The 20723-nt window shown below is 71.8% G+C and carries 20 protein-coding genes; 10 read left to right on the top strand and 10 right to left on the bottom strand.

Features of this window, described 5'->3' with window-relative positions; all coding sequences use genetic code 11:
• Nucleotides 1-19: 19 nt before the first annotated feature.
• The 3 genes from AB0F04_RS15315 to mscL all read left to right on the top strand — a co-directional run bounded on the left by AB0F04_RS15315 (nucleotide 20) and on the right by mscL (nucleotide 2412).
• Nucleotides 20-880 (top strand): S-methyl-5'-thioadenosine phosphorylase, encoded by an 861-nt coding sequence (locus AB0F04_RS15315; protein WP_362041561.1) that lies wholly within the window; start codon nucleotides 20-22, stop codon nucleotides 878-880.
• A gap of 440 nt (nucleotides 881-1320) precedes the next feature.
• Nucleotides 1321-1836: a hypothetical protein gene (locus tag AB0F04_RS15310; RefSeq protein ID WP_362041559.1), complete on the top strand. Its 516-nt coding sequence runs from the start codon at nucleotides 1321-1323 to the stop codon at nucleotides 1834-1836.
• Between the two features lie 117 nt (nucleotides 1837-1953).
• Nucleotides 1954-2412: a large conductance mechanosensitive channel protein MscL gene (mscL, locus tag AB0F04_RS15305; RefSeq protein ID WP_362041557.1), complete on the top strand. Its 459-nt coding sequence runs from the start codon at nucleotides 1954-1956 to the stop codon at nucleotides 2410-2412.
• A gap of 49 nt (nucleotides 2413-2461) precedes the next feature.
• Here the strand turns inward: mscL and AB0F04_RS15300 are convergent, their stop codons facing one another.
• On the bottom strand, nucleotides 2462-2641 hold the full coding sequence (locus tag AB0F04_RS15300; RefSeq protein ID WP_053675926.1) for a hypothetical protein: 180 nt from the start codon (nucleotides 2639-2641) through the stop codon (nucleotides 2462-2464).
• A gap of 56 nt (nucleotides 2642-2697) precedes the next feature.
• On the opposite strand from AB0F04_RS15300, the gene AB0F04_RS15295 reads away from it, so the two are divergent.
• The 4 genes from AB0F04_RS15295 to AB0F04_RS15280 all read left to right on the top strand — a co-directional run bounded on the left by AB0F04_RS15295 (nucleotide 2698) and on the right by AB0F04_RS15280 (nucleotide 7462).
• Nucleotides 2698-3930 (top strand): low temperature requirement protein A, encoded by a 1233-nt coding sequence (locus tag AB0F04_RS15295; RefSeq protein ID WP_362041555.1) that lies wholly within the window; start codon nucleotides 2698-2700, stop codon nucleotides 3928-3930.
• 182 nt (nucleotides 3931-4112) lie between these two features.
• Entirely contained in the window at nucleotides 4113-5141 is a 1029-nt protein-coding gene (locus AB0F04_RS15290; RefSeq protein WP_362041553.1) for a P1 family peptidase, read from the top strand.
• Nucleotides 5142-5306: 165 nt separating this feature from the next.
• Entirely contained in the window at nucleotides 5307-6524 is a 1218-nt protein-coding gene (locus AB0F04_RS15285; RefSeq protein WP_362041552.1) for an Ig-like domain-containing protein, read from the top strand.
• 191 nt (nucleotides 6525-6715) lie between these two features.
• A complete protein-coding gene (locus AB0F04_RS15280; protein ID WP_362041550.1) occupies nucleotides 6716-7462 on the top strand; it encodes a DUF6227 family protein in 747 nt (248 codons plus the stop codon).
• A gap of 17 nt (nucleotides 7463-7479) precedes the next feature.
• Here the strand turns inward: AB0F04_RS15280 and AB0F04_RS15275 are convergent, their stop codons facing one another.
• From AB0F04_RS15275 to AB0F04_RS15255, 5 genes are all read right to left on the bottom strand, one after another.
• Nucleotides 7480-7638, bottom strand: a complete 159-nt coding sequence (locus AB0F04_RS15275) for a hypothetical protein (RefSeq protein ID WP_362041548.1) — start codon at nucleotides 7636-7638, stop codon at nucleotides 7480-7482.
• A 117-nt stretch (nucleotides 7639-7755) separates the two neighbouring features.
• Nucleotides 7756-9834, bottom strand: coding sequence for a fructose-specific PTS transporter subunit EIIC (locus AB0F04_RS15270; protein WP_362041546.1), 2079 nt, complete (start codon nucleotides 9832-9834; stop codon nucleotides 7756-7758).
• Nucleotides 9835-10101: 267 nt separating this feature from the next.
• A complete protein-coding gene (gene pfkB / locus AB0F04_RS15265; RefSeq protein WP_362041544.1) occupies nucleotides 10102-11049 on the bottom strand; it encodes a 1-phosphofructokinase in 948 nt (315 codons plus the stop codon).
• Complete coding sequence (locus AB0F04_RS15260; RefSeq protein ID WP_362041543.1) at nucleotides 11046-11807, bottom strand: DeoR/GlpR family DNA-binding transcription regulator; 762 nt, start codon at nucleotides 11805-11807, stop codon at nucleotides 11046-11048. The genes pfkB and AB0F04_RS15260 overlap by 4 nt, the downstream gene beginning before the upstream one ends.
• A gap of 176 nt (nucleotides 11808-11983) precedes the next feature.
• Nucleotides 11984-13489 carry an MFS transporter gene (locus AB0F04_RS15255; RefSeq protein ID WP_362041542.1) on the bottom strand — a complete coding sequence of 502 codons (1506 nt, stop codon included), beginning with the start codon at nucleotides 13487-13489 and terminating at the stop codon, nucleotides 11984-11986.
• Between the two features lie 62 nt (nucleotides 13490-13551).
• On the opposite strand from AB0F04_RS15255, the gene AB0F04_RS15250 reads away from it, so the two are divergent.
• Nucleotides 13552-14571 (top strand): YafY family protein, encoded by a 1020-nt coding sequence (locus AB0F04_RS15250; protein ID WP_362041540.1) that lies wholly within the window; start codon nucleotides 13552-13554, stop codon nucleotides 14569-14571.
• Nucleotides 14572-14641: 70 nt separating this feature from the next.
• On the opposite strand, the gene AB0F04_RS15245 is transcribed toward AB0F04_RS15250, so the two are convergent.
• A complete protein-coding gene (locus AB0F04_RS15245) occupies nucleotides 14642-15334 on the bottom strand; it encodes a TetR family transcriptional regulator (RefSeq protein ID WP_362041538.1) in 693 nt (230 codons plus the stop codon).
• Nucleotides 15335-15904: 570 nt separating this feature from the next.
• Nucleotides 15905-16903 (bottom strand): sigma-70 family RNA polymerase sigma factor, encoded by a 999-nt coding sequence (locus AB0F04_RS15240; RefSeq protein ID WP_362041537.1) that lies wholly within the window; start codon nucleotides 16901-16903, stop codon nucleotides 15905-15907.
• Nucleotides 16904-17097: 194 nt separating this feature from the next.
• On the opposite strand from AB0F04_RS15240, the gene AB0F04_RS15235 reads away from it, so the two are divergent.
• Nucleotides 17098-17616, top strand: a complete 519-nt coding sequence (locus tag AB0F04_RS15235; RefSeq protein WP_362041535.1) for an N-acetyltransferase family protein — start codon at nucleotides 17098-17100, stop codon at nucleotides 17614-17616.
• A gap of 38 nt (nucleotides 17617-17654) precedes the next feature.
• On the opposite strand, the gene AB0F04_RS15230 is transcribed toward AB0F04_RS15235, so the two are convergent.
• Nucleotides 17655-18440, bottom strand: coding sequence for a class III extradiol ring-cleavage dioxygenase (locus AB0F04_RS15230; protein ID WP_362041532.1), 786 nt, complete (start codon nucleotides 18438-18440; stop codon nucleotides 17655-17657).
• A gap of 90 nt (nucleotides 18441-18530) precedes the next feature.
• Here AB0F04_RS15230 and AB0F04_RS15225 point away from each other — a divergent pair, with 90 nt between their 5' ends.
• Nucleotides 18531-19064 carry a MarR family transcriptional regulator gene (locus tag AB0F04_RS15225; RefSeq protein WP_362041530.1) on the top strand — a complete coding sequence of 178 codons (534 nt, stop codon included), beginning with the start codon at nucleotides 18531-18533 and terminating at the stop codon, nucleotides 19062-19064.
• Nucleotides 19065-19161: 97 nt separating this feature from the next.
• Here AB0F04_RS15225 and AB0F04_RS15220 read toward each other — a convergent pair whose 3' ends face one another.
• Entirely contained in the window at nucleotides 19162-20715 is a 1554-nt protein-coding gene (locus tag AB0F04_RS15220; protein WP_362041528.1) for an MFS transporter, read from the bottom strand.
• Between the last annotated feature and the right edge of the window lie 8 nt (nucleotides 20716-20723).

The raw sequence follows: 20723 nt of genomic DNA, 5'->3' as shown, positions 1-20723 counted from the left end.
CTGCGGTTAGGGTGCGGACATGGCGAACAAGGCGAACACGACGGACCAGGCAGGCGCCGGGATCGGCGTCATCGGCGGCTCGGGGTTCTACTCCTTCCTCGACGACGTGACCGAGATCCAGGTCGACACCCCGTACGGGCCGCCCAGCGACTCCCTCTTCCTCGGCGACGTCGCCGGACGGCGGGTCGCCTTCCTGCCGCGGCACGGCCGGGGCCACCACCTGCCGCCGCACCGGATCAACTACCGCGCCAACCTGTGGGCGCTGCGCTCGGTCGGCGTGCGCCAGGTCCTGGCCCCGTGTGCCGTGGGCGGCCTGCGCCCCGAGTACGGGCCGGGCACGCTGCTGGTCCCGGACCAGCTGGTCGACCGCACGAAGTCCCGCGCGGGCACCTTCTTCGACGGGCTGCCGCTGCCCGACGGCTCGGTGCCGAACGTGGTGCACGTGTCGCTGGCCGACCCCTACTGCCCCGCCGGGCGGGCCGTCGCGCTGAAGGCGGCGCGCGGCCGGGACTGGGAGCCGGTGGACGGCGGCACGCTGGTCGTGGTGGAGGGGCCGCGGTTCTCGACCCGTGCGGAATCGTTGTGGCACCAGGCGCAGGGCTGGTCGGTGGTGGGCATGACCGGCCATCCCGAGGCGGCGCTCGCCCGTGAGCTGGAGCTCTGCTACACGTCCCTGACCCTGGTCACCGACCTCGACGCGGGTGCGGAGACGGGTGAGGGGGTCTCCCACGACGAGGTGCTCCGGGTGTTCGCGGCGAACGTGGACCGGCTGCGGGGGGTGCTGTTCGACGCGGTGGCCGGGCTGCCCGCGGAGCACGAGCGGGACTGTCTGTGTGTGAGCGCGCTGGGCGGGATGGATCCCGGGTTCGCGCTGCCGTAGGGGGCTTGGGCGGGCTGGAGCGCGAGGGCGTTGTCGGGCCGGGGGGCATTGCGTGGCCGGGGGCATTCCGGGGGCCGCGGCATTCCGGGGTCGGGGGCGTTGCAGGGCCGGGAGCGTTGCGTGGCCGGGAGCGTTGCGTGGCCGGGAGCGTTGCGTGGCCGGAGCATTCCGGGGGCGGGGGCATTCCCGGGTCTGAGGGTGTCCACGTTCCTGGGTCTGGCTCTGGGTGTCGGTGGTGGAGCGTCCCGTTCGGGTGAGGGAGTTGTCCACAGGTCGATCGGGGATCCACAGGCTCGAGCGGGCGGTGGCGCGAGGCCTCATCGTGGGGAGCGCAAGCCGGTCCCTCGTCGCAGGTGGTGGTCTTCGTGCCCGTTGCTCGTTCCTCGGTCGTGTCCTCTTGTCCCTCCTGGTCACTCGCCTCGGGCCCGCCCGGGGCGGAGGTGCCCGCGACCCGTGAGGTGCCGCGGTTCGATCCGGTACGGGTGCGCGGCGGTCACCGCTCCGGCCGGCTCGTCCGGCACCGGCGGCGGGCCGTGGCCGTCGGCCTTGCGGTGACCGCGACGGCGCTCGTGGCGGCGGGCCCGCGCGATGCCGACGGGCCGCGTGGCCACCCCCGGGCCCGGCCTCCCGCGCACACGACGACGATGTCCGGGCAGCAGCCCGCGGGCCCGCGCCGTGCCGCCGGGTCGGTGACCGCCCCGGTCCGGATCTCCGACGCGGCCACCGTGCGGCTGCTGCGGCCCGGTGACCGGGTCGACGTCATCGCCGCCGACGGGGCGGTGCAGGGCGGCGCTGCCCGGGTGGTCGCGCGCGGGGCCAGGGTCACGAAGGTTCCGGAGCCGGTGGAGGGCGCGGGCGACAGCGGGGCGCTGGTCGTGCTGTCGGTACCGCGGGCCACGGCCGCGCGGCTCGCCGGTGCGGGTGCCACCGGGCGGTTGGCGGTGACGCTGTGGTGACGCCCGGGGAGCCCCGTTTCCCTGTTGAGGGACCCAGGTTCCCGCCTCGGCCCGGCGTTGACGTAGGTTGCGGAGCGTTTTGTTCCACAAGCTGCTCGTGTGAGGAGACGCCCCGAGGTGAGCGAGAAGAAGGAACCGAACATCCTGCAGGGCTTCAAGGCCTTCCTGATGCGCGGGAACGTCGTCGATCTGGCGGTGGCGGTGGTGATCGGTGCCGCCTTCACCAACATCGTGAACGCCGTGGTGAAGGGGATCATCAACCCGGTCGTCGGAGCCATCGGGACCAAGAACCTCGACCACTACAGCTCGTGCCTGAGCTCGACCTGCAAGGGCGACAAGGGCATCCAAATCCTGTGGGGCTCCGTTCTGGGCGCCACCCTCAGCTTCGTGATCACCGCGGCGGTCGTCTACTTCCTGATGGTCCTGCCCATGGCGAAGTACCTGGCCCGGCAGGAGTCGCGCCGGAAGGCCAAGGAGGGCACACAGGAGATCATCGAGGTGACCGAGCTGGAGGTTCTGAAGGAGATCCGGGACGCCCTGGTCGCCCAGCGCGGCTCGGGACACGACCGGCCGTAACGGCGCTGCGGGCGGCCGGACGTGCGCTGCGGGCAGCCGCCCGGCCGGTTCAGATGTGGTGGGGCGGCTTCTCGTCCAGGAAGCGCTTGAGGTCCGCCGCACTGCCGCCGGAGTCGGTGCGCTCGCCCCATCCGCGGTCGGTGTCGTCGGAGGACTGCTGGTCGAGCGGGTCGTCGAAGACCAGCGCGGGCTTCGGCTCGCGCGGCTCGGGGCCGGGGACGGTACTCATGCAACCAGGGTACGGTCGCGGAGAAATTCCCCGTGCCTTCTGTTGTGCTGGGACGCATGACGTCCAGCCCCGCTCCCCCGCCCGTCCCCTCCGGCGCACCAGGCGGCAGGGGACCGCTGCGCAGGCTCCGGGCCCGCGGCCGCGACGAGGCGCACCGGGCGGCCTCGCCGCTGGAGCTCTTCTTCGACCTGTGCTTCGTCGTGGCCGTCGCCCAGGCGGGTATCGAGCTGGTGCACTCCGTCGCCGAGGGGCACGCGGGCGAGGGGATCCTCGACTACGCGATGGTGTTCTTCGCCGTGTGGTGGGCGTGGATGAACTTCACCTGGTTCGCCTCGGCGTACGACAACGACGACGTGCTGTACCGGGTCGTCACGCTGGTGCAGATCGCGGGTGTGCTGGTCCTCGCGGCGGGGGTCTCGCGGGCGTTCGAGGAGCACGAGTACCTCGTGGTCTGGCTGGGCTACGCGATCATGCGGGTGGCGCTGGCCGCTCAGTGGCTGCGGGCGGCACGGGCCGGGGAGGGCCCGGAACGCAGGACGGCTCTGCGCTACGCCGGCGGTGTGCTGGCGTGCCAGGCCGGCTGGCTGGGGCTGCTGTTCCTGCCCGAGGGGGTCCGGCCCTGGTGGTTCCTGGTGATGGCGCTGCTGGAGATGTGCGTGCCGCCTCTCGCGGAGAGGGGCCACACCACCTCCTGGCATCCCCGCCACATCGCGGAGCGGTACGGGCTGTTCACGATCATCGTGCTGGGCGAGACGATCGCGGCGGCCACGGTGGCGGTGAAGTCCGGCATCGACGAGAACGACGCGCTGGGCGAGCTCCTCCCCATCGCCGCGGGTGGGCTGCTGATCGTCTTCGCGGCCTGGTGGATCTACTTCGTGGTGCCCGTCCACGGCCATCTGCGATCCAACCGGCAGGCGTTCCTGTGGGGCTACGGCCACTACCTGGTGTTCGCCTCCGCGGCGGCGATCGGGGCCGGGCTGGAGGTCGCGGTGGAGGAGACGGTAGGCAAGGCGCACCTCTCCACGCTGGCGGCGTCGGCGGCCGTGACCCTGCCGGCGGCCCTGTACCTGCTCACGGTGTGGGTCCTGCACTCGCGCCACTTCAAGCGGGGCATCACCCAGCAGGTGGTGCTGCCGGCGACGGCCCTGCTGGTGATCTGCTGCACGTTCCTCGGACACTGGGCGGTGTTCGCGGCAGGGGTGGTGTGCGCGCTGTCGGTGGTGGCCTCGGAGACCGTGGCCGCGCGCCGGACGGCCGGGGAGAGCGGGCCGGCGACGCACAGCGGGTGAGGGCCTCCGTGCCCTCCGGCGACGCACAGCGGGTGAGGGCCCCCGTGCCCTCCGGCGACGCACAGCGGGCGAAGGCCTCCGTATGCCCCTCGACGCGCTCGTCAACGGCCTGACGCGGCGCCCACCGGCTCGGTGCCCTCGGTGCCGCGTGTGGGGCCGGCGACTGGACGAGACTGTGCCTCATGACAGTTGACGCACTGACGGATGTCTCCGGCCTGCGGGTGGGGCACGCGACCCGCACCGGCGACGGTTGGCTCACCGGCACCACTGTCGTCCTCGCCCCGGAGGGCGGGGCCGTGGCCGCCGTGGACGTGCGGGGCGGCGGGCCCGGCACCAAGGAGACGGACGCGCTCGACCCGCGCAACGTGGTGCGCAAGGTCGAGGCGGTCGTGCTGACCGGCGGCAGCGCCTACGGGCTCGACGCCGCGGCGGGGGTGATGGCCTGGCTGGAGGAGCGGGGGCGGGGGATCCGGGTCGGGGCGGATCCGGCGCACGTGGTGCCGGTGGTGCCCGCCGCGTGCGTTTTCGATCTGGGACGGGGTGGTGACTTCCGGGCCCGGCCGGACGCGGCGACCGGCCGGGCCGCGGTCGAGGCGGCCGCGGCGAGCGAGCTCGGCGCCCGGGTGCCCCAGGGGTGCGTGGGCGCGGGCACGGGAGCCGTGACCGGGGTGGTGAAGGGCGGTGTCGGCAGCGCGAGCACGGTGCTCGGTTCGGGGATCACGGTGGCCGCGCTGGTGGTGGCCAACGCGGCGGGGTCGACGGTGGATCCGGAAACGGGGGTGCTGTACGGGGAGTTGTTCCAGGGACGGGTGGAGTACCCGGAGCCGGAGGTCCACGCGGCCGCGCAGCGGCGTCTCGCCGAGACGGCCGCGAGGAGCACGCCACCGCCGCTCAACACCACCCTCGCGGTGGTCGCCACGGACGCGGACCTGTCCAAGGCGCAGGCGCAGAAGCTGGCCGGCACGGCGCACGACGGCATCGCCCGTGCGGTGCGTCCGGTGCATCTCCTCAACGACGGGGACACGGTGTTCGCGCTGGCGACCGGCAACCGCACCCTGGACGCCGCCGACCCGCTCGCGTTGAACGAGGTCCTGGCGGCGGGCGCCGACATGGTGACGCGTGCGATCGTCCGGGCCGTGCGGGCCGCGGAGCCGGTGGACGGTCCGGGCGGGGCGTGGCCGTCGTACGGGCAGCTGTACACGGGCCGTTGAGCAGGTGCGCTGCGCACAGTGAAGGCACAGCGGACCGTCATTTGTCGCGGTTCTGTCACGTGACGGCCTTCATGAGGAACGGACGGAACCCGACCGGCCCCCGGGCCCCTCTACTCCCACGTACCGGAGCGGATCACGCAACATCACACGAACTGGGAGCAGCCCGTGACAACGCCGAACATTTCAGCGCGGCGCACTCTGGGGGCCTGTGCCGCCCTGGTGGTCGGCGCCCTGACCCTCACCGCCTGCGGTGGCAGCGCCAACGCCAAGAACGACGACAAGGGCGGCGAGGGCGGCACCAGGACGTCCGTCGCGAAGATCGCCATCTCGGCGAAGGACGGTTCGACCGGCGCGTCCATCAACACCACCGGCGTGAAGGTCAGCGACGGGAAGCTGACCGACGTGAAGATGACGGTGGCGGGCAGCGGCCAGGTCGTCGAGGGCTCGGTCTCCGGCGACGGCAAGGTGTGGAAGCCCAAGGAGCAGCTGGAGCGCGGGACCAAGTACCAGATATCCGCGACCGCCAAGGACGCGGACGGCCGGACGGCCGCGGCCAACTCCATCTTCACGACGGTGACGACGTCGAACAGCTTCATCGGCACCTACACGCCGGACAACGGCACGACGGTCGGTGTGGGGATGCCGGTGTCGTTCACCTTCGACAAGGCCATCACCGACCGCAAGGCCGTGCAGTCGCACATCACCGTGACGTCCAGCAGCGGGCAGCAGGTCGTCGGGCACTGGTTCAACGGGCAGCGGCTGGACTTCCGGCCGGAGGAGTACTGGAAGGCCGGCTCCAAGGTCACGATGAAGATCGACCTGGACGGGGTCGAGGGCGCGAACGGCGTCTACGGCGTGCAGAAGAAGACGGTCACCTTCACGGTGGGCCGTTCGCAGGTCTCCACGGTCGACGCCAGCACCCAGACCATGACGGTGGTCCGGGACGGCAGGACCATCAAGACGATCCCGATCTCGGCGGGCAGCCCGGAGCACACCACCTACAACGGGCAGATGGTGATCTCCGAGAAGTTCGTCCAGACCCGGATGAACAGCCGGACGGTCGGGCTGGGTGGCGAGTACGACATCCCGGACGTGCCGCACGCGATGCGTCTGACGACGTCGGGCACGTTCATCCACGGCAACTACTGGTACAACAAGGGCAACCCGCCCTTCGGCCGCCAGGGCACCAGCCACGGCTGCGTGGGCCTCGCCGACGTCCAGGGCGCCGGCGGCAGCACGCCCGCCAAGTGGTTCTACGACAACTCCCTCATCGGGGACGTGGTGATCGTGAAGAACTCCCCCGACAAGACGGTGGCGCCGGACAACGGGCTCAACGGCTGGAACATGGCGTGGAGCCAGTGGACCGCGGACAGCGCTTCCTGACCTCTCGGCGAACCGGCTGAAGGGCTCTCCCCACGGGGGACTTTGACGGACCGAACGGGCCGCGCGGGAACTTTTCGCGCGGCCCGCGCGTTTTCCCGGACGTACGTTTTCTCGGTTCCCGGACATGATGTCCGACCGAGGGGCTACGGTATGCACCCACAAGGTGACATGCAGCAACGCCGGGAGAAACCTTGAGCGTTCCGTACGAGACGGCAGCGTACGAACCCCACGACTCGCCCGAGACTCCGGAGGAGCACCTCGCGCGACTCCTCGGCCGCGCCCTGAACTCCTTCGAGCTACCGGACGAGGCGATACGGCGCCTGGACTGCGCCCTGGCGCACGACGGTTCGCTGCATTCCGCGCACCACAGCGCGGGCCTGCACCGGGAGACGTACCGGCACACCTGGCTGCTCGCCGACGGTTCCGCGCTCACCCTGTGGGAGCTCGTCCACAACACCGCGCCGGGCAGCGAACCGCAGCACGAGGTGTACGTCGACGAGGAGGAGTTGCGTGCCGCGACCGCGCAGCTGCCGCTGCCGCCGGACACCCCGGACTTCGAACTGCCGGTGACGGTACAGCTGTCACCGGTCCCCGCCCGGCGGCACGCGTACGCCGCGGAGAACTCGGCGGACCACGCGCGCAGGTTACTGCGCCGGGCGGAGAACGTGGACCGGCCGGGCGTGGACACGGCGGCGCTGCTGGCCACGGCGTCCGGGCACCGGATCACCCAGGCCTTCGGCCGGCCGTGCCGCGCGGGCCGGGTGGGGCTGGGTTTCTCGCTCTACGAGCACGCGTTCCTGCTGCGCGACGGCGACGAGGTCTCCCTCTGGGAGGTCGAGCACACGGCGACGCCGGACGGGCGGCACATGTGCGAGGTGTACGCCAGCGAGGACGCGGCGCGCGAGGCGATGGAGCGGCGGGCGGCGCAGCTGTCCTGAGGCGGAACCGAGGTTCCTCAGACGCCTCTGTCCCCGAGTCGGCGCACCAGCTCGGCGAAGGCGGCTCTCTCCTCGGCGGTCAGCTCCACGGACTCCGACCGGGAGCCCGTCTGCCGCTGCTGCGGGAGGGCGGGGAGGGGATGGCCGTCGGGCCGGCGGGAGGCGTGCTCGGGCATGCGCCCCAGTAGACACCACGGCCCGGGACTTCGGTCCCGGGCCGTGATTTTCGTGATCTATCTCGCAGGTGGCATGAACGGTTCACACGCCTCGAATGGGGCGAACTCGCTCCGGCTTCACACCGCGACGGGCTGCTTGGTCTCCGCCGCCCGGGCCTCGCCGCCCTCGCCGGGGGCCGGTGCCGCGCCCGGGGCCGGCTTGCGCATGCCCTTCAGGACGACGACCAGGGCCGTGGTGACGCAGACACCCGCGGCGATGGCGACCAGGTAGAGGAAGGGGTTGCCGATCAGCGGGACCACGAAGATGCCGCCGTGCGGGGCGCGCAGGGTGGCGCCGAAGGCCATCGACAGGGCGCCGGTGACCGCGCCGCCCGCCATGGAGGCCGGGATGACGCGCAGCGGGTCGGCCGCGGCGAACGGGATCGCGCCCTCGGAGATGAAGGAGGCGCCGAGCACCCAGGCCGCCTTGCCGTTCTCGCGCTCGGTCTGGGTGAAGAGCTTGCCGCGCACGGTCGTGGCCAGGGCCATGGCCAGCGGCGGGACCATACCGGCCGCCATCACCGCGGCCATGATCTTCATCGCCGAGTCGCTGGGGCTTGCCACGGCGATACCGGCCGTGGCGAAGGTGTAGGCGACCTTGTTGACGGGGCCGCCGAGGTCGAAGCACATCATCAGGCCGAGGAGGGCGCCGAGCAGGATCGCGTTGCTGCCGGACAGGCCGTTCAGCCAGTCGGTCATGCCCTTCTGGGCCTCGGCGATGGGCTTGCCGATGACGACGAACATCAGGAACCCGACGATCGCCGAGGAGATCAGCGGGATCACCACCACGGGCATGATGCCGCGCAGTGCCGCCGGGACGTTCACCTTCTGGATCGCCATCACGACGCCACCGGCGATCAGACCGGCCGCCAGGCCGCCGAGGAAGCCGGCGTTGATGTTGAACGCGATCATGCCGCCGACGAAGCCGGGCACGATGCCGGGCCGGTCGGCCATGCCGTAGGCGATGTAGCCGGCCAGGACCGGGACGAGGAAGCCGAAGGCGACGCCGCCGATCTGGAAGAGCAAGGCCGCCCAGCTGTCGGCCTGCGTCCACAGGAAGTGGTCCATCACCGGCGGGGCCTTGTCGACCTTGTAGCCGCCGATCGCGAACCCGAGGGCGATGAGCAGACCGCCCGCGGCGACGAAGGGCACCATGTAACTGACGCCGGACATCAGCCACTTGCGCAGCTTGGTGCCGTAGCCCTCGCTGGACTCGCCCGCGCGCTCCACGGGAGTGGCCGGGGCGGACCCTGAGGTGACCTCGCCACGCGCGGCCTTCTCACGGACCTCGGTGATGAGTTCGGCGGCGCGGTTGATGCCCGCCTTCACCCCGACGTCGACGGTGGGCTTGCCGGCGAACCGCTCCTTCTCCCGTACGGGCACGTCGTGGGCGAAGATCACGGCGTCGGCCGCCGCGATGACCTGCGGGTCGAGCCGGGTGAAACCGGCCGATCCCTGCGGCTCGACGGTGAGTTCGACGCCCGCCTCCCGGCCGGCGTTCTCCAGCGACTCGGCCGCCATGTAGGTGTGGGCGATGCCGGTGGGGCAGGAGGTGACGGCGACGATACGGAACGGCCGCTCCTCGCCCCCGGCTTCGGCAGGGCCGCCTGCTTCGGCCGTGTCACCGGCTTCGGTTGTGTCCGTGGCGGCGGCGGGAGAGGCCGCTCCCGCCGACGCCACGGGGTCTTCGGAACCCGCGGGTGCGGGTGCGTCCGGCTCGTCGCCGCGGATCAGCGCCGCCGCGGCCGGCGCGTCGCTCACCGCGCGCAGCGCGTCGGTGAACTCGCTGTTCATCAGCTGCCGGGCCAGCGACGACAGGATCGTCAGATGGGCGTCGTCCGCGCCGGCGGGCGCGGCGATCAGGAAGATCAGGTCGGCGGGGCCGTCCGCCGCGCCGAAGTCGATGCCCGCGGCGCTGCGGCCGAAGGCGAGCGTCGGCTCGGTGACGTGCTCGCTGCGGCAGTGCGGGATGCCGATGCCGCCGTCGAGACCGGTCGGCATCTGGGCCTCGCGGGCTGCCACGTCGGCGAGGAAGCCGTCCAGGTCGGTCACCCGGCCCAGGGCCACCATGCGCTCGGCGAGGGCTCGTGCCGCCGCTTCCTTGGTGTCGGCGGCCAGGCCGAGATCGACCAGGTCCGCCGTGATCATGTCGCTCATCGCGGGCTCCTTAGCACGCGTATCGCCCGGTGGGAGGGGTGGGCGGGGAGGGGGACGGGGGTGCGGTGGGGGGTGACGGGGGTGGAGGCGGGGCCCGGGGGTAAGGGGGAGGGGGCCCGCCGCTCGCGCGTCGGTCCGTGCTGCTCGTCGCGCGTCATGACACCGGCTCGTCGTGCGTCATGACACCGGCTTCTCGTGCTCATGACACCGGCTCGTCGTGCGTCATGACACCGGCTTCTCGTGCTCATGACACCGGCTCCTCGTGCGTCATGACACCGGCTCCTTCAGCACACGGTCCGCCGGGACCTCGGCCGTGACCGTCACCGCCGCCGGGTCCAGGTCGCGCGGCGTCGGCATCACGCTGCCGGGCAACTGGACGGCCGCCGCGCCGTGCGCGACCGCGGAGGCCAGGGCCTCGGGGCCGTTGCCGCCGGCGATCAGGAATCCGGCGAGGGAGGAGTCACCGGCACCCACGTTGCTGCGGACGGCGGCCACCCGGGCGCTGCCGAACCAGGCGCCCTGCTCGGAGACGAGCAGCTGCCCGTCGGCGCCGAGGCTGGCGAGGACGGCCCGGGCGCCCATCTCGCGCAGTTCCTCGGCGGCCTTGACGGCGTCGCCGACGGTGGCGAGGGGGCGGCCGACGGCTTCGGAGAGCTCCTCGGCGTTCGGCTTGACCACGTCCGGACGCTCGCGCAGGGCCGCGAGCAGCGCCGGCCCGGAGGTGTCCAGGGCGATCCGGGCCCCGGCGGCGTGCGCGCGGGCGACGAGGTCGGCGTACCAGGAGGGGGCGAGGCCGCGCGGGAGGCTGCCGCAGCAGGCGATCCAGGACGCGTCGCGGGACTGGCGCCGTACGGTCTCCAGGAGCAGTTCGCGTTCGGCGCCGGAGAGCTCGGGGCCGGGTGCGTTGATCTTCGTCAGGACGCCGTCGGACTCGGCGAGGGCGATGTTGGAGCGGGTGGCCCCGGCGACGGGGACGGGCGCGACCTCGATGCCCTGCTGGTCGAGCAGGTCGGCGACCAGGGCGCCCGGGGCGCCGCCCAGAGGCAGGACCGCCACCGTGCGCCGGCCGGCCGCGGCGACGGCGCGCGAGACGTTCACGCCCTTGCCGCCCGGGTCCATCCGCTCGCCGGTGGCGCGGATGACCTCGCCGCGGTCGAGGGACGGCACCTCGTACGTGCGGTCCAGGGACGGGTTGGGGGTGACGGTGAGGATCATGCGCGCACTACTTCCGTACCGCCGCGCTCGATCGCGACGGCGTCTTCGGGGCTCAGCCCGCTGTCGGTGATCAGCAGGTCCACATCGCTCAGGTCGCCGAAGCGGGCGAAGTGCTCCTGGCCGTGCTTGGAGGAGTCGGCGAGCAGCACCACCCGGCGGGCGGCGGCCACGGCCGCGCGCTTCACGGCGGCCTCGGCGAGGTCGGGGGTGGTCAGGCCGTGTTCGGCGGAGAAGCCGTTGGCGGCCACGAACAGCACGTCGGCGCGGATCTCGCCGTACGCACGCAGCGCCCAGGCGTCCACGGCGGCCCGCGTGCGGTGCCGTACGCGCCCTCCGATGAGGTGGAGCTGGATGCCGGGGTGGTCGGCGAGACGGGCCGCGATGGGGAGGCTGTGGGTGACGACGGTGAGGGAGGCCTCCAGGGGGAGGGTGTCGGCCATCCGGGCCACCGTCGTCCCGGCGTCGAGGATCACCGTGCCCTCGACGGGCAGTTCCGCGAGGGCCGCCTTGGCGATGTTGTCCTTCTCGTCGGCGGCGGTCGTCTCGCGCTCGGCGAGATCCGGCTCGAAGTCGAGGCGTCCCGCCGGGATGGCCCCGCCGTGCACCCGGCGGACCAGTCCGGCACGGTCGAGGGCCTTCAGATCCCGGCGGATCGTCTCCGCCGTCACCCGGAACTCCTCGGCCAGCGACACGACGTCCACTCGGCCGCCGTCACGGGCGAGCCGGAGGATCTCCTGCTGCCGCTCCGGTGCGTACATGTCCGTTCACCTCCGCCTCATGCCCGAACGTGTTGTTTCAGCGGGAGGCTACGCCGAGATTTCCGCAAAGTAAACAGCTTCGGACCCAATCGGGCATGGCTGGACAGCGGGAAGGGAGCCGGGAGCGGACACGCGAACGGGCCCGGCACCGAGGTGCCGGGCCCGTTGTCCCGCGGTCAGACCAGCACCGCTTCCTTCTCCCCCGCCGGCGCCTGCTCGCCCTCCACATGCTGGGCAGGCCGCTTCGGCAGCGCGAACATCAGCAGGAAGATGGCGCCCAGCACCGCGGCGACCCAGCCGAGCGCGTTCTGGAAGGCGTCCACGAAGGCCGGACCGACCTGCTCCCGCCGCAGACGGTCGGAGATCGAGCCGAAGAACACCACCGAGACCAGGCCCAGCCCCAGCGCGTTGCCCATCTGCTGCACGGTGTTGATCAGGCCCGACGCGGAACCGGCGTGCTCGCGCGGCACCTCCGAGAGGATCGCGTCAGTCAGCGGCGCGACGATCAGCCCCATGCCGACGCCCATCACGACGAGCGGGAGCGCCATCTGCCAGGGCTCTATGGCCAGGCCGTAGTGCCCGGACTCCCAGATGTAGAGCAGCACCCCGGCCGCCATCACCAGCGCGCCCGCCTGGAGCACCTTGCGGCCGAAGCGCGGGACCAGCTTCTGTACCGACATCCCGGCCGCCACCGACACGGCGATCGAGAACGGCACCCCGGTCAGTCCGGCCTTCAGCGGGGTCCAGCCCAGCCCGTACTGCATGTAGAGCGTCCAGACCAGGAAGAACACACCGAGTGCGACCCCGAAGACGGTCTGCACGGCGATCCCGGCAGCGAAGCTCTTGACCTTGAACAGCGACAGCTCGACCAGCGGGGAACCGTCCCGCGCGGTCTTGCGCCTCTCGTACGCCACCAGCGCCGCGAGGACGACTAGCGAGCCGGCCATCGAGACGTACCCCCACACCGGCCAGTCCAGCTCGCGGCCCCGGATGAGCGGGTAGAGCAGCATCAGCAGGCCCAGCGTCACCAGAGCGACACCCACCAGGTCCAGCTTGAGTGCGCGCGGCGCCTTGGACTCGGTGATGAAGCGGCTGCCGAGGATCAGTCCGGCGACTCCGACGGGCAGGTTGATCAGGAAGATCGACCGCCAGCCCCAGCCGAACAGGTTCCACTCGGTCAGCAGCGCGCCGAGCAGCGGACCGGACACGGCCCCGAGGCCGACGACCGCGCCGAACAGCCCGAACACCTTGCCGCGCTCGTGCGCCGGGAAGGTCGCGTGCACGATCGACAGCACCTGCGGCACCATCAGCGCCGCCATGCCGCCCTGGAGGAACCGCGAGGCGACCAGCATCTCCGGATTCACGGCGAGGCCGCACAGCGCGGAGGCGATGGTGAACCCGCCGATGCCGACGAGGAAGATCCGCTTGCGCCCGTGGATGTCACCCAGCCGCCCGCCGGTGATCAGGCCGGCGGCGAAGGCGAGGGCGTAACCGGCGGTGATCCACTGGATCTGGCTGAAGGACGCGCCCGCCTCCCGCTGGATCGACGGGATGGCGATGTTGACGATGGTCACGTCGACGAGGTCCATGAAGGCCGCGGTCATCACGATCGCGAGGGCGAACCAGCGCCGGCGGTCGGTCCCGCCGCCCGCCGTGCCGAGGGTGGTGTCGGTGGAGTTCATGATGCGAAGTTAGACCCTCAATAGGTCAGATAGTGTCCTAGTGGTCCGGCATCCTCGTCGGTATGACGACGGATACTCCGGCCCGGCTGCTGACGCTCCTCTCCCTCCTCCAGACGCCCCGCGAATGGCCCGGCGGCGAGCTCTCCGAGCGGCTCGGGGTGTCCCGCCGCACGGTGCGGCGGGACATCGACCGGCTGCGCGAACTCGGCTACCCCGTGCAGGCGACCAAGGGCGCCGACGGCGGCTACCGGCTGGTCGCCGGCAAGGCCATGCCCCCGCTGGTGCTCGACGACGAGGAGGCCGTCGCCATCGCGGTCGGACTGCGCGCCGGGGCGGGGCACGCGGTGGAGGGCCTGGACGAGGCCTCGGTGCGGGCCCTGGCCAAGCTGGAGCAGGTCCTGCCCGGCAGGCTGCGTCACCGCGTGACCACGCTCCAGGCCGCGACCACGCCACTGACCAGCGGTGACGGGCCGAGCATCGCGCCCGAGACGCTGACCGTCATGGCCTCGACGGTCGCCGGGCACGAACGGCTGCGGTTCGCCTACCGGGCCGCGGACGGCACCGGGTCACGGCGTCTGACGGAGCCCTACCGGCTGGTGTCCACGGGTCGCCGCTGGTACCTGGTGGCGTACGACATCGACCGGGACGACTGGCGCACGTTCCGAGTCGACCGGGTCAGTGAGCCGTTCGCCACCGGAGCCCGCTTCGCGCCGCGCGAGCTGCCGACCGGGAACGCGGCGGAGTACCTGCGGCGCTCGATGCAACGGCGGCAGCAGAGCTACGACTTCGACGTCACCTTCGCCGCACCGGCCGACTTCGTCGCCGCCCGGGTGCCCGCCTGGCTGGGCACGCCCGAGCCGTTGGACGACGGCGGCTGCAGGCTCCGGGGTCCCGTCGGCGACGCCGTGCAGTGGGTGGCGTTCCGGCTGGCGATGCTGGAGTGCGACTTCGTGGTGCACGAGCCGGAACAACTCGTCACGGCCGTCCGGGAGCTGGGGGCACGGTTGAGCAAGGCGGCCGGGGTGCCGGACGCGGACGGGGTGCCGGACGCGGACGGGGTGCCGGACGCGGACGGGGTGTGAGCCGTCGCGTCACTGTCCAGGGGGTCGCGTCACCGTCCCAACGGGCGCGTACCTCCCCCAACCGGTCGCGTCACCGTCCCCACGGGAAGTCCCGCAGTGCCGCGAGATTGCGCAGGGCGAGTTCCGCCGGACCGTCGGGCCCCTCGGCGGGTCCGTCGGCCGCGGCCCACGCCTCCAGCGCGGCCCGTACGGCGGCACCGGCGACGGCGGCGGCGAAGCGGAGGTCGGGGGTGACCGCGGGCGGCTCTCCCGGCACGGCAACGTTGACGCCGCCGCCCGCTCCCGCGGACCCGGCACGTGTCACCCGTTCCGCCAGCACCTCCCCCAGACGCCGCTCGGACGCCTGGCACACCTCCGCCCACACCCTGCCCAGGGACGGGGTCGCCTCGGCCAGGCGCAGGAGTGTGCGGACCCACTCCCACGAGGACACCGAAACGCCCACGCCCGGAGTCAGGGTGTGGTGCACCCCCTGCTCCAGTGCGCGCAGCACACCGGCGTCGGGGGGAGCGGCACGCACCGCCTCCACCCAGCGCCGGGCACCGGTCGCGTACAGGGGTGCGATGGCTTCTTCCTTGGTGGCGAAGTACCGGTAGAAGGTGCGCGGGGCGATACCGGCGGCCTGGGCGATGTCCTCCGCGCGGGTGGCGCGCAGGCCGTTCCGTACGAAGAGACCGGCCGCCACCCGGGCGATCTCCATACGTGTTTCGGCCTTCCGCCGCTCGGTCAGTGAGGAGGCAGGCGGGGTCGGGGTGGTGCTGCTCACGCCCGGCAGGCTATGCCCATGTGACACAATCTGCCACTGGCGGGCCACCCCGTGGTTCAGGTACGGGGTGGCCCGCCCTCCACAAGCGGAGAACCGGGCCCCGGCGTCCGGGGGGAAGGACGCCGAAGCCCGGTCTCGGGGAAAGTCCCGGCGCCGGGGGGAGTGCGACGGGACGTGGTCTTTGTGGTTCCGGGGGTGACCGCGGGGTCCGAACTGGTGGACCCAGAAGTCTTGTTCCCTGAGTCTGCGGATTGAAGCAGCGTTACACCGCCATGTTTGCGCGGTCTTTCGCCACCCGGCGTACGCGGTGACCCCCGGGCGCACACGGTCCGTCACCCACTGGCCGTGGGAACGCCTCGTACGCCCGGACGCTCACCGTCTTTCACCGTCCTGGCCGGTCTTTCACCGTCCTGGCCGGTCTTTCACCGTCCTGGCCGGTCTTTCACCGTCCTGGCCGGTCTTTCACCGTCCTGGCCGGTCTCGCGCCGCCCGGCGAAGGGGTGCTGCGCGGCTGCTCGGTGTTGCCCCGCCGCCCGGCGGATCGGCAGTCGCCCCGCCTCGGGGGCGGGATCACGCCGCCGCGTCGAACCCGGTGCTGCGCGCCAGCTTCTTCAGCTCCAGCAGCGCGTGCTTCTCGATCTGCCGGATGCGCTCGCGGGTCAGGCCGTGCTCCTTTCCGACCTCGGTCAGCGTGCGCTCCCGGCCGTCCTCGATGCCGTAGCGCATCTTGATGATCGACGCCGTGCGCTGGTCGAGCCGGCCGATGAGGTCGTCGAGCTCCTCGCTGCGCAGCAGGGTGAGCACCGACTGCTCGGGCGACACCGCCGAGGTGTCCTCCAGGAGGTCCCCGAACTGGGTCTCGCCCTCGTCGTCCACCGACATGTTCAGCGAGACCGGGTCACGGGCCCAGTCCAGGACGTCGGTGACGCGCTCCGGCGTCGAGCCGAGCTCGGCCGCGATCTCCGCGGGCTCCGGGTCCCGGCCGTGCTCACGGTTGAACTCGCGCTGCACACGGCGGATCCTGCCGAGCTCCTCCACGAGGTGGACGGGCAGGCGGATCGTACGGGACTGGTCGGCTATCGAGCGGGTGATGGCCTGGCGGATCCACCACGTCGCGTACGTGGAGAACTTGAAGCCCTTGCGGTAGTCGAACTTCTCGACCGCGCGCACCAGGCCGGCGTTGCCCTCCTGGATCAGGTCCAGCAGCGGCAGACCGCTGCGGGGGTAGCGGCGGGCGACGGCGACGACGAGGCGCAGGTTGGAGCGGATGAAGATGTCCTTGGCGCTCTCGCTCGCGTCGACCAGGGCCTGCAGCTCCTCGGGCGTAGCCCCGGCCTTGTTCTCCTCCAGGCCGTCGAGTATCTGCTGGGCGAACACACCCGCTTCGATGATCTGCGACAGCTCGACCTCCTTGGCGGCGTCGAGCAGCGGTGTGCGCGCGATCTCGTCGAGGTACATGCCGACCAGGTCGCGGTCGGCGATCTCGCCGCCATGGGCGCGAACACTGCTTGCCGCGTCGGCCGTCTCGCCGGTGGCGGACTGACGACGGGCGACGGCACGGGTTGCCATGCGAGCTCCCTTGCGATGGTGAGGTCAGCGGGTGGTCCTTCGGACGCTGGACTCCGTCTTCCGGGACTCTCCGGACTCTCCTCGGGTGCCCTGCATCCGATGGAAACAACGACTGGAATCAGGACAGAATTCCCAACCGGGCCTCCGATTTATCTGATCATGCAGTACCCTGTCCGGCCACACGAGGAGGCCCGATGCCGTCCCAGTCCACAGAGGTGCAGGTCAGACCGGGGGTCGAGGGTGACCTCGAAGCCCTCACGGCCCTCTACAACCACTACGTGATTGAGACGGCGATCACATTCGATACCGCGATCTTCACTCCGGAGGAGCGCCGCCCTTGGCTGCTCTCCCACCCGGAAGACGGGCCGCACCGCCTGATGGTTGCCACGGAGCCCGATACGGGGGAGGTGCTGGGCTACGCCACTTCCAGCCCTTTCCGCATGAAGCCCGCCTATGCCACCTCCGTGGAGACGACCGTGTACGTCGCCCCGGGCGCCGGGCGGCGTGGCGTCGGCACCCTCCTCTACACAGCCCTCCTCGAAGCCCTGTCCGGCGAGGACCTGCACCGCGCCTACGCGGGCATCGCACTGCCGAACGAGGCGTCGGCCCGGCTGCACGAGCGCTTCGGATTCCGGCACGTCGGCACGTACCGGGAGGTCGGCCGCAAATTCGGCCGGTACTGGGACGTGGCCTGGTACGAGAAACCGCTCTAGGAGGGCCCCCGCGGGCAGGCATGCCGCCCGGGCCCGCCTCAGCCGAACTGGACCGACCGCTTCGCCAGCCCCATCCAGAACCCGTCGATCACGGACTTCTGCGTGTCCAGCTCACCGGCCGCGTCGGCCGCGCCCATGGTCACGAACAGCGGGGCGAAGTGCTCGGTGCGCGGGTGGGCCAGCTGCCCCGCGGGCGACTTGTGGGTGAAGTCGAGCAGGGCGTCCACGTCCCGCGATTCCAGCGCCCTCCGGCCCCAGTCGTCGAATTCCGCCGACCAGGCGGGGATGCCGCCCTGCCGCAGTGCGGCCAGGTTGTGGGTGAAGAAGCCCGAGCCGACGATGAGCACGCCCTCGTCCCGCAGCGGGGCGAGCTTGCGGCCGATCTCCATCAGCCGGACCGGGTCCAGCGTCGGCATGGACACCTGCAGGACCGGCAGGTCGGCTTCGGGGTACATCTCGACCAGCGGGACGTACGCGCCGTGGTCGAGGCCGCGGTCGGGGACGTCCTGGACGGGGATACCGGGGGCGCGCAGCAGTTTGCGTACGGACTCCGCGAGCTCCGGTGCGCCGGGGGCGTCGTACGTCACCCGGTAGTAGTGCTCGGGGAAGCCCCAGAAGTCGTAGACGAGCGGGAGGGTCTCCGTGGCGCCGAGGGCGAGCGGGGCCTCCTCCCAGTGGGCGGAGACGATCAGAACGGCCTTGGGCCGAGGCAGGCCGGCGGACCAGGCGGCCAGCTCACCGGGCCAGACCGGGTCGTCCGCCAGGGGCGGCGCGCCGTGGCTGAGGTACAGAGCGGGCATGCGCTCCTGGGTGGCGGCGGACATGCTGCGGCTCCTTCCAAAACATGGTTCCCTGACAAAACTGTACGGGCCATTTGTTTAAAGTTCAAGGAGGGGCCACGTAGAGTGGAACACATGAAGGCACCCGCATCCGCACCGACAACCGGCTCGACCGCCCCACCCCAGGAACCGCGCTGGCTCACCGACGAGGAGCAGCGCGTCTGGCGCTGGTACATGGAAGGCGCCACCCTCCTCGACGACCATCTCGACCGCCAGCTCCAGCGCGACGCGGGCATGCCGCACGTCTATTACGGCCTTCTGGTCAAGCTCGCCGAGGCGCCGCGGCGCAGGCTGCGGATGACCGAGCTCGCGATGCTGGCGAAGATCACCCGCTCCCGCCTCTCGCACGCCGTCGCGCGTCTGGAGAAGAACGGCTGGGTGCGCCGGGAGGACTGCCCCGACGACAAGCGGGGCCAGTTCGCCGTCCTCACGGACGAGGGCCTCCACGTGCTGCGGCAGACCGCGCCGGGGCACGTCGAGGCCGTACGCCAGGCCGTCTTCGACCGGCTGACGCCGGAACAGCAGAAGTCCCTCGGCGAGATCATGCGGATCATCGCCGAGGGACTTCAGCCCGCCGAAGCGGGGGCGGACCTGCCCTGGCTCCGCTGAGCTGACGCGGGGCCGGGGCAGGTCCTGGATTCCGTAGGTGCGAGGCGTCCCCTTCCTCGTGCCTACGGGTGGCCCGAAGGGGTGCGGTGCGCGGGCGTCAGTGGGCGACGACCGGGATCTGCACCTCGTCCGCGTCCGCCGCGTCCCGGCCGGAGCCGCTGCCGGCGACGGGACCCGCGCCCGGGCGGCCGGCGTTGACGAACGTCAGGGCGATCGCGGCGGCCACCACGAGGATGCCGACGGCGAACCAGATGGCGCTGGTGTAGCCCTGCACCATGCCCTCCAGCTGGACCAGCTGCTGCTGGGACCGGCTGGTCGCCCCGGCGATGTGGTCGGTGACGTACGCCGTGGTCGCCGAGGCGGCGATGGTGTTCAGCAGGGCCGTACCGATCGCGCCGCCCACCTGCTGCGAGGTGTTGACCATCGCGGAGGCGACACCGGAGTCCCGCGGCTCGACGCCCTGGGTGGCCAGCGACATGGCCGGCATGAACGCCGTACCCATGCCGAGACCGAGCAGCAGCATCGCCGGCAGCAGCAGGGCCGCGTACGAGGAGCCGATCTCCAGCTGGGTCAGCAGCAGCATGCCGAGCGCGGCGACCAGGAAGCCGGGACCCATCAGCAGACGCGGCGCGACCCGGGTCATCAGGCGGGTGCCGATCTGGGTGGATCCGGTGATCATGCCCGCGATCATCGGCAGGAAGGCGAACCCGGTCTTGACCGGCGAGTAGCCCTTCACGATCTGCAGGTAGTAGGTCAGGAAGAGGAACAGGCCGAACATCGCGATGATCGCGAGACCGAGGGAGAGGTAGATCCCGCCGCGGTTGCGCTCGGTGACCACACGCAGCGGCAGCAACGGGGCCCTGACCTTCGACTCGACGAGCACGAAGGAGAGCAGCAGCACGGCCGAGGCGACGAACATGCCGACGGTGACGGAGTCGCTCCAGCCGTCCGACTCGGCGCGGGTGAAGCCGTAGACGAGGGCGACCAGGCCGAGGGTGGACAGGATCACGCCGGGGATGTCGAGCGGGGAGCGGTTGCGGCCGCCCTCCGGCTCACGGATGACGAAGTACGCGCCGGCCGCGGCGACGATGGCGAACGGGATGTTCACGAAGAACGTCCAGCGCCAGTCCAGGTACTCGGTGAGGAAGCCGCCCAGGATCAGACCGACGGCGCCGCCGCCACCGGCGATCGCGCCGTAGATGCCGAACGCCTTGGCGCGCTCCTTGGCGTCGGTGAACATCACGGCGAGCAGGGAGAGCGCGGCGGGTGCGAGCAGCGCGCCGAAGACGCCCTGGAGGGCGCGGGCGCCGAACATCATCGCCTCGTTGGTGGCCGCGCCGCCGAGCGCGGAGGCCGCGGCGAAACCGCCGAGCCCGACCACGAAGGCCTTCTTGCGACCCCACAGGTCGGCTATCCGGCCGCCGAACAGGAGCAGACCGCCGAAGGCGAGGGCGTAGGCCGTGACGACCCACTGCCGGTTGCCGTCGGAGATGCCCAGGTCCTGCTGGGCGGAGGGCAGCGCGATGTTCACGATGGTGGCGTCCAGGACGACCATCAGCTGCGCGAGGGCGATGAAGACGAGCGCTTTCCAGCGGCCCGCGTCCGGTTCTCTGGCCGGTGCGGCGAGGGTCTTCGAGGCTGTTTCAGACATGGGGGTAC

It is taken from the genome of Streptomyces sp. NPDC029041, assembly GCF_040637515.1.
In the GTDB taxonomy this organism is placed as follows: Bacteria; Actinomycetota; Actinomycetes; order Streptomycetales; family Streptomycetaceae; genus Streptomyces.
Note: the sequence above shows the minus strand (reverse complement) of the source record. Positions and strands in the feature narration are given on the sequence as shown.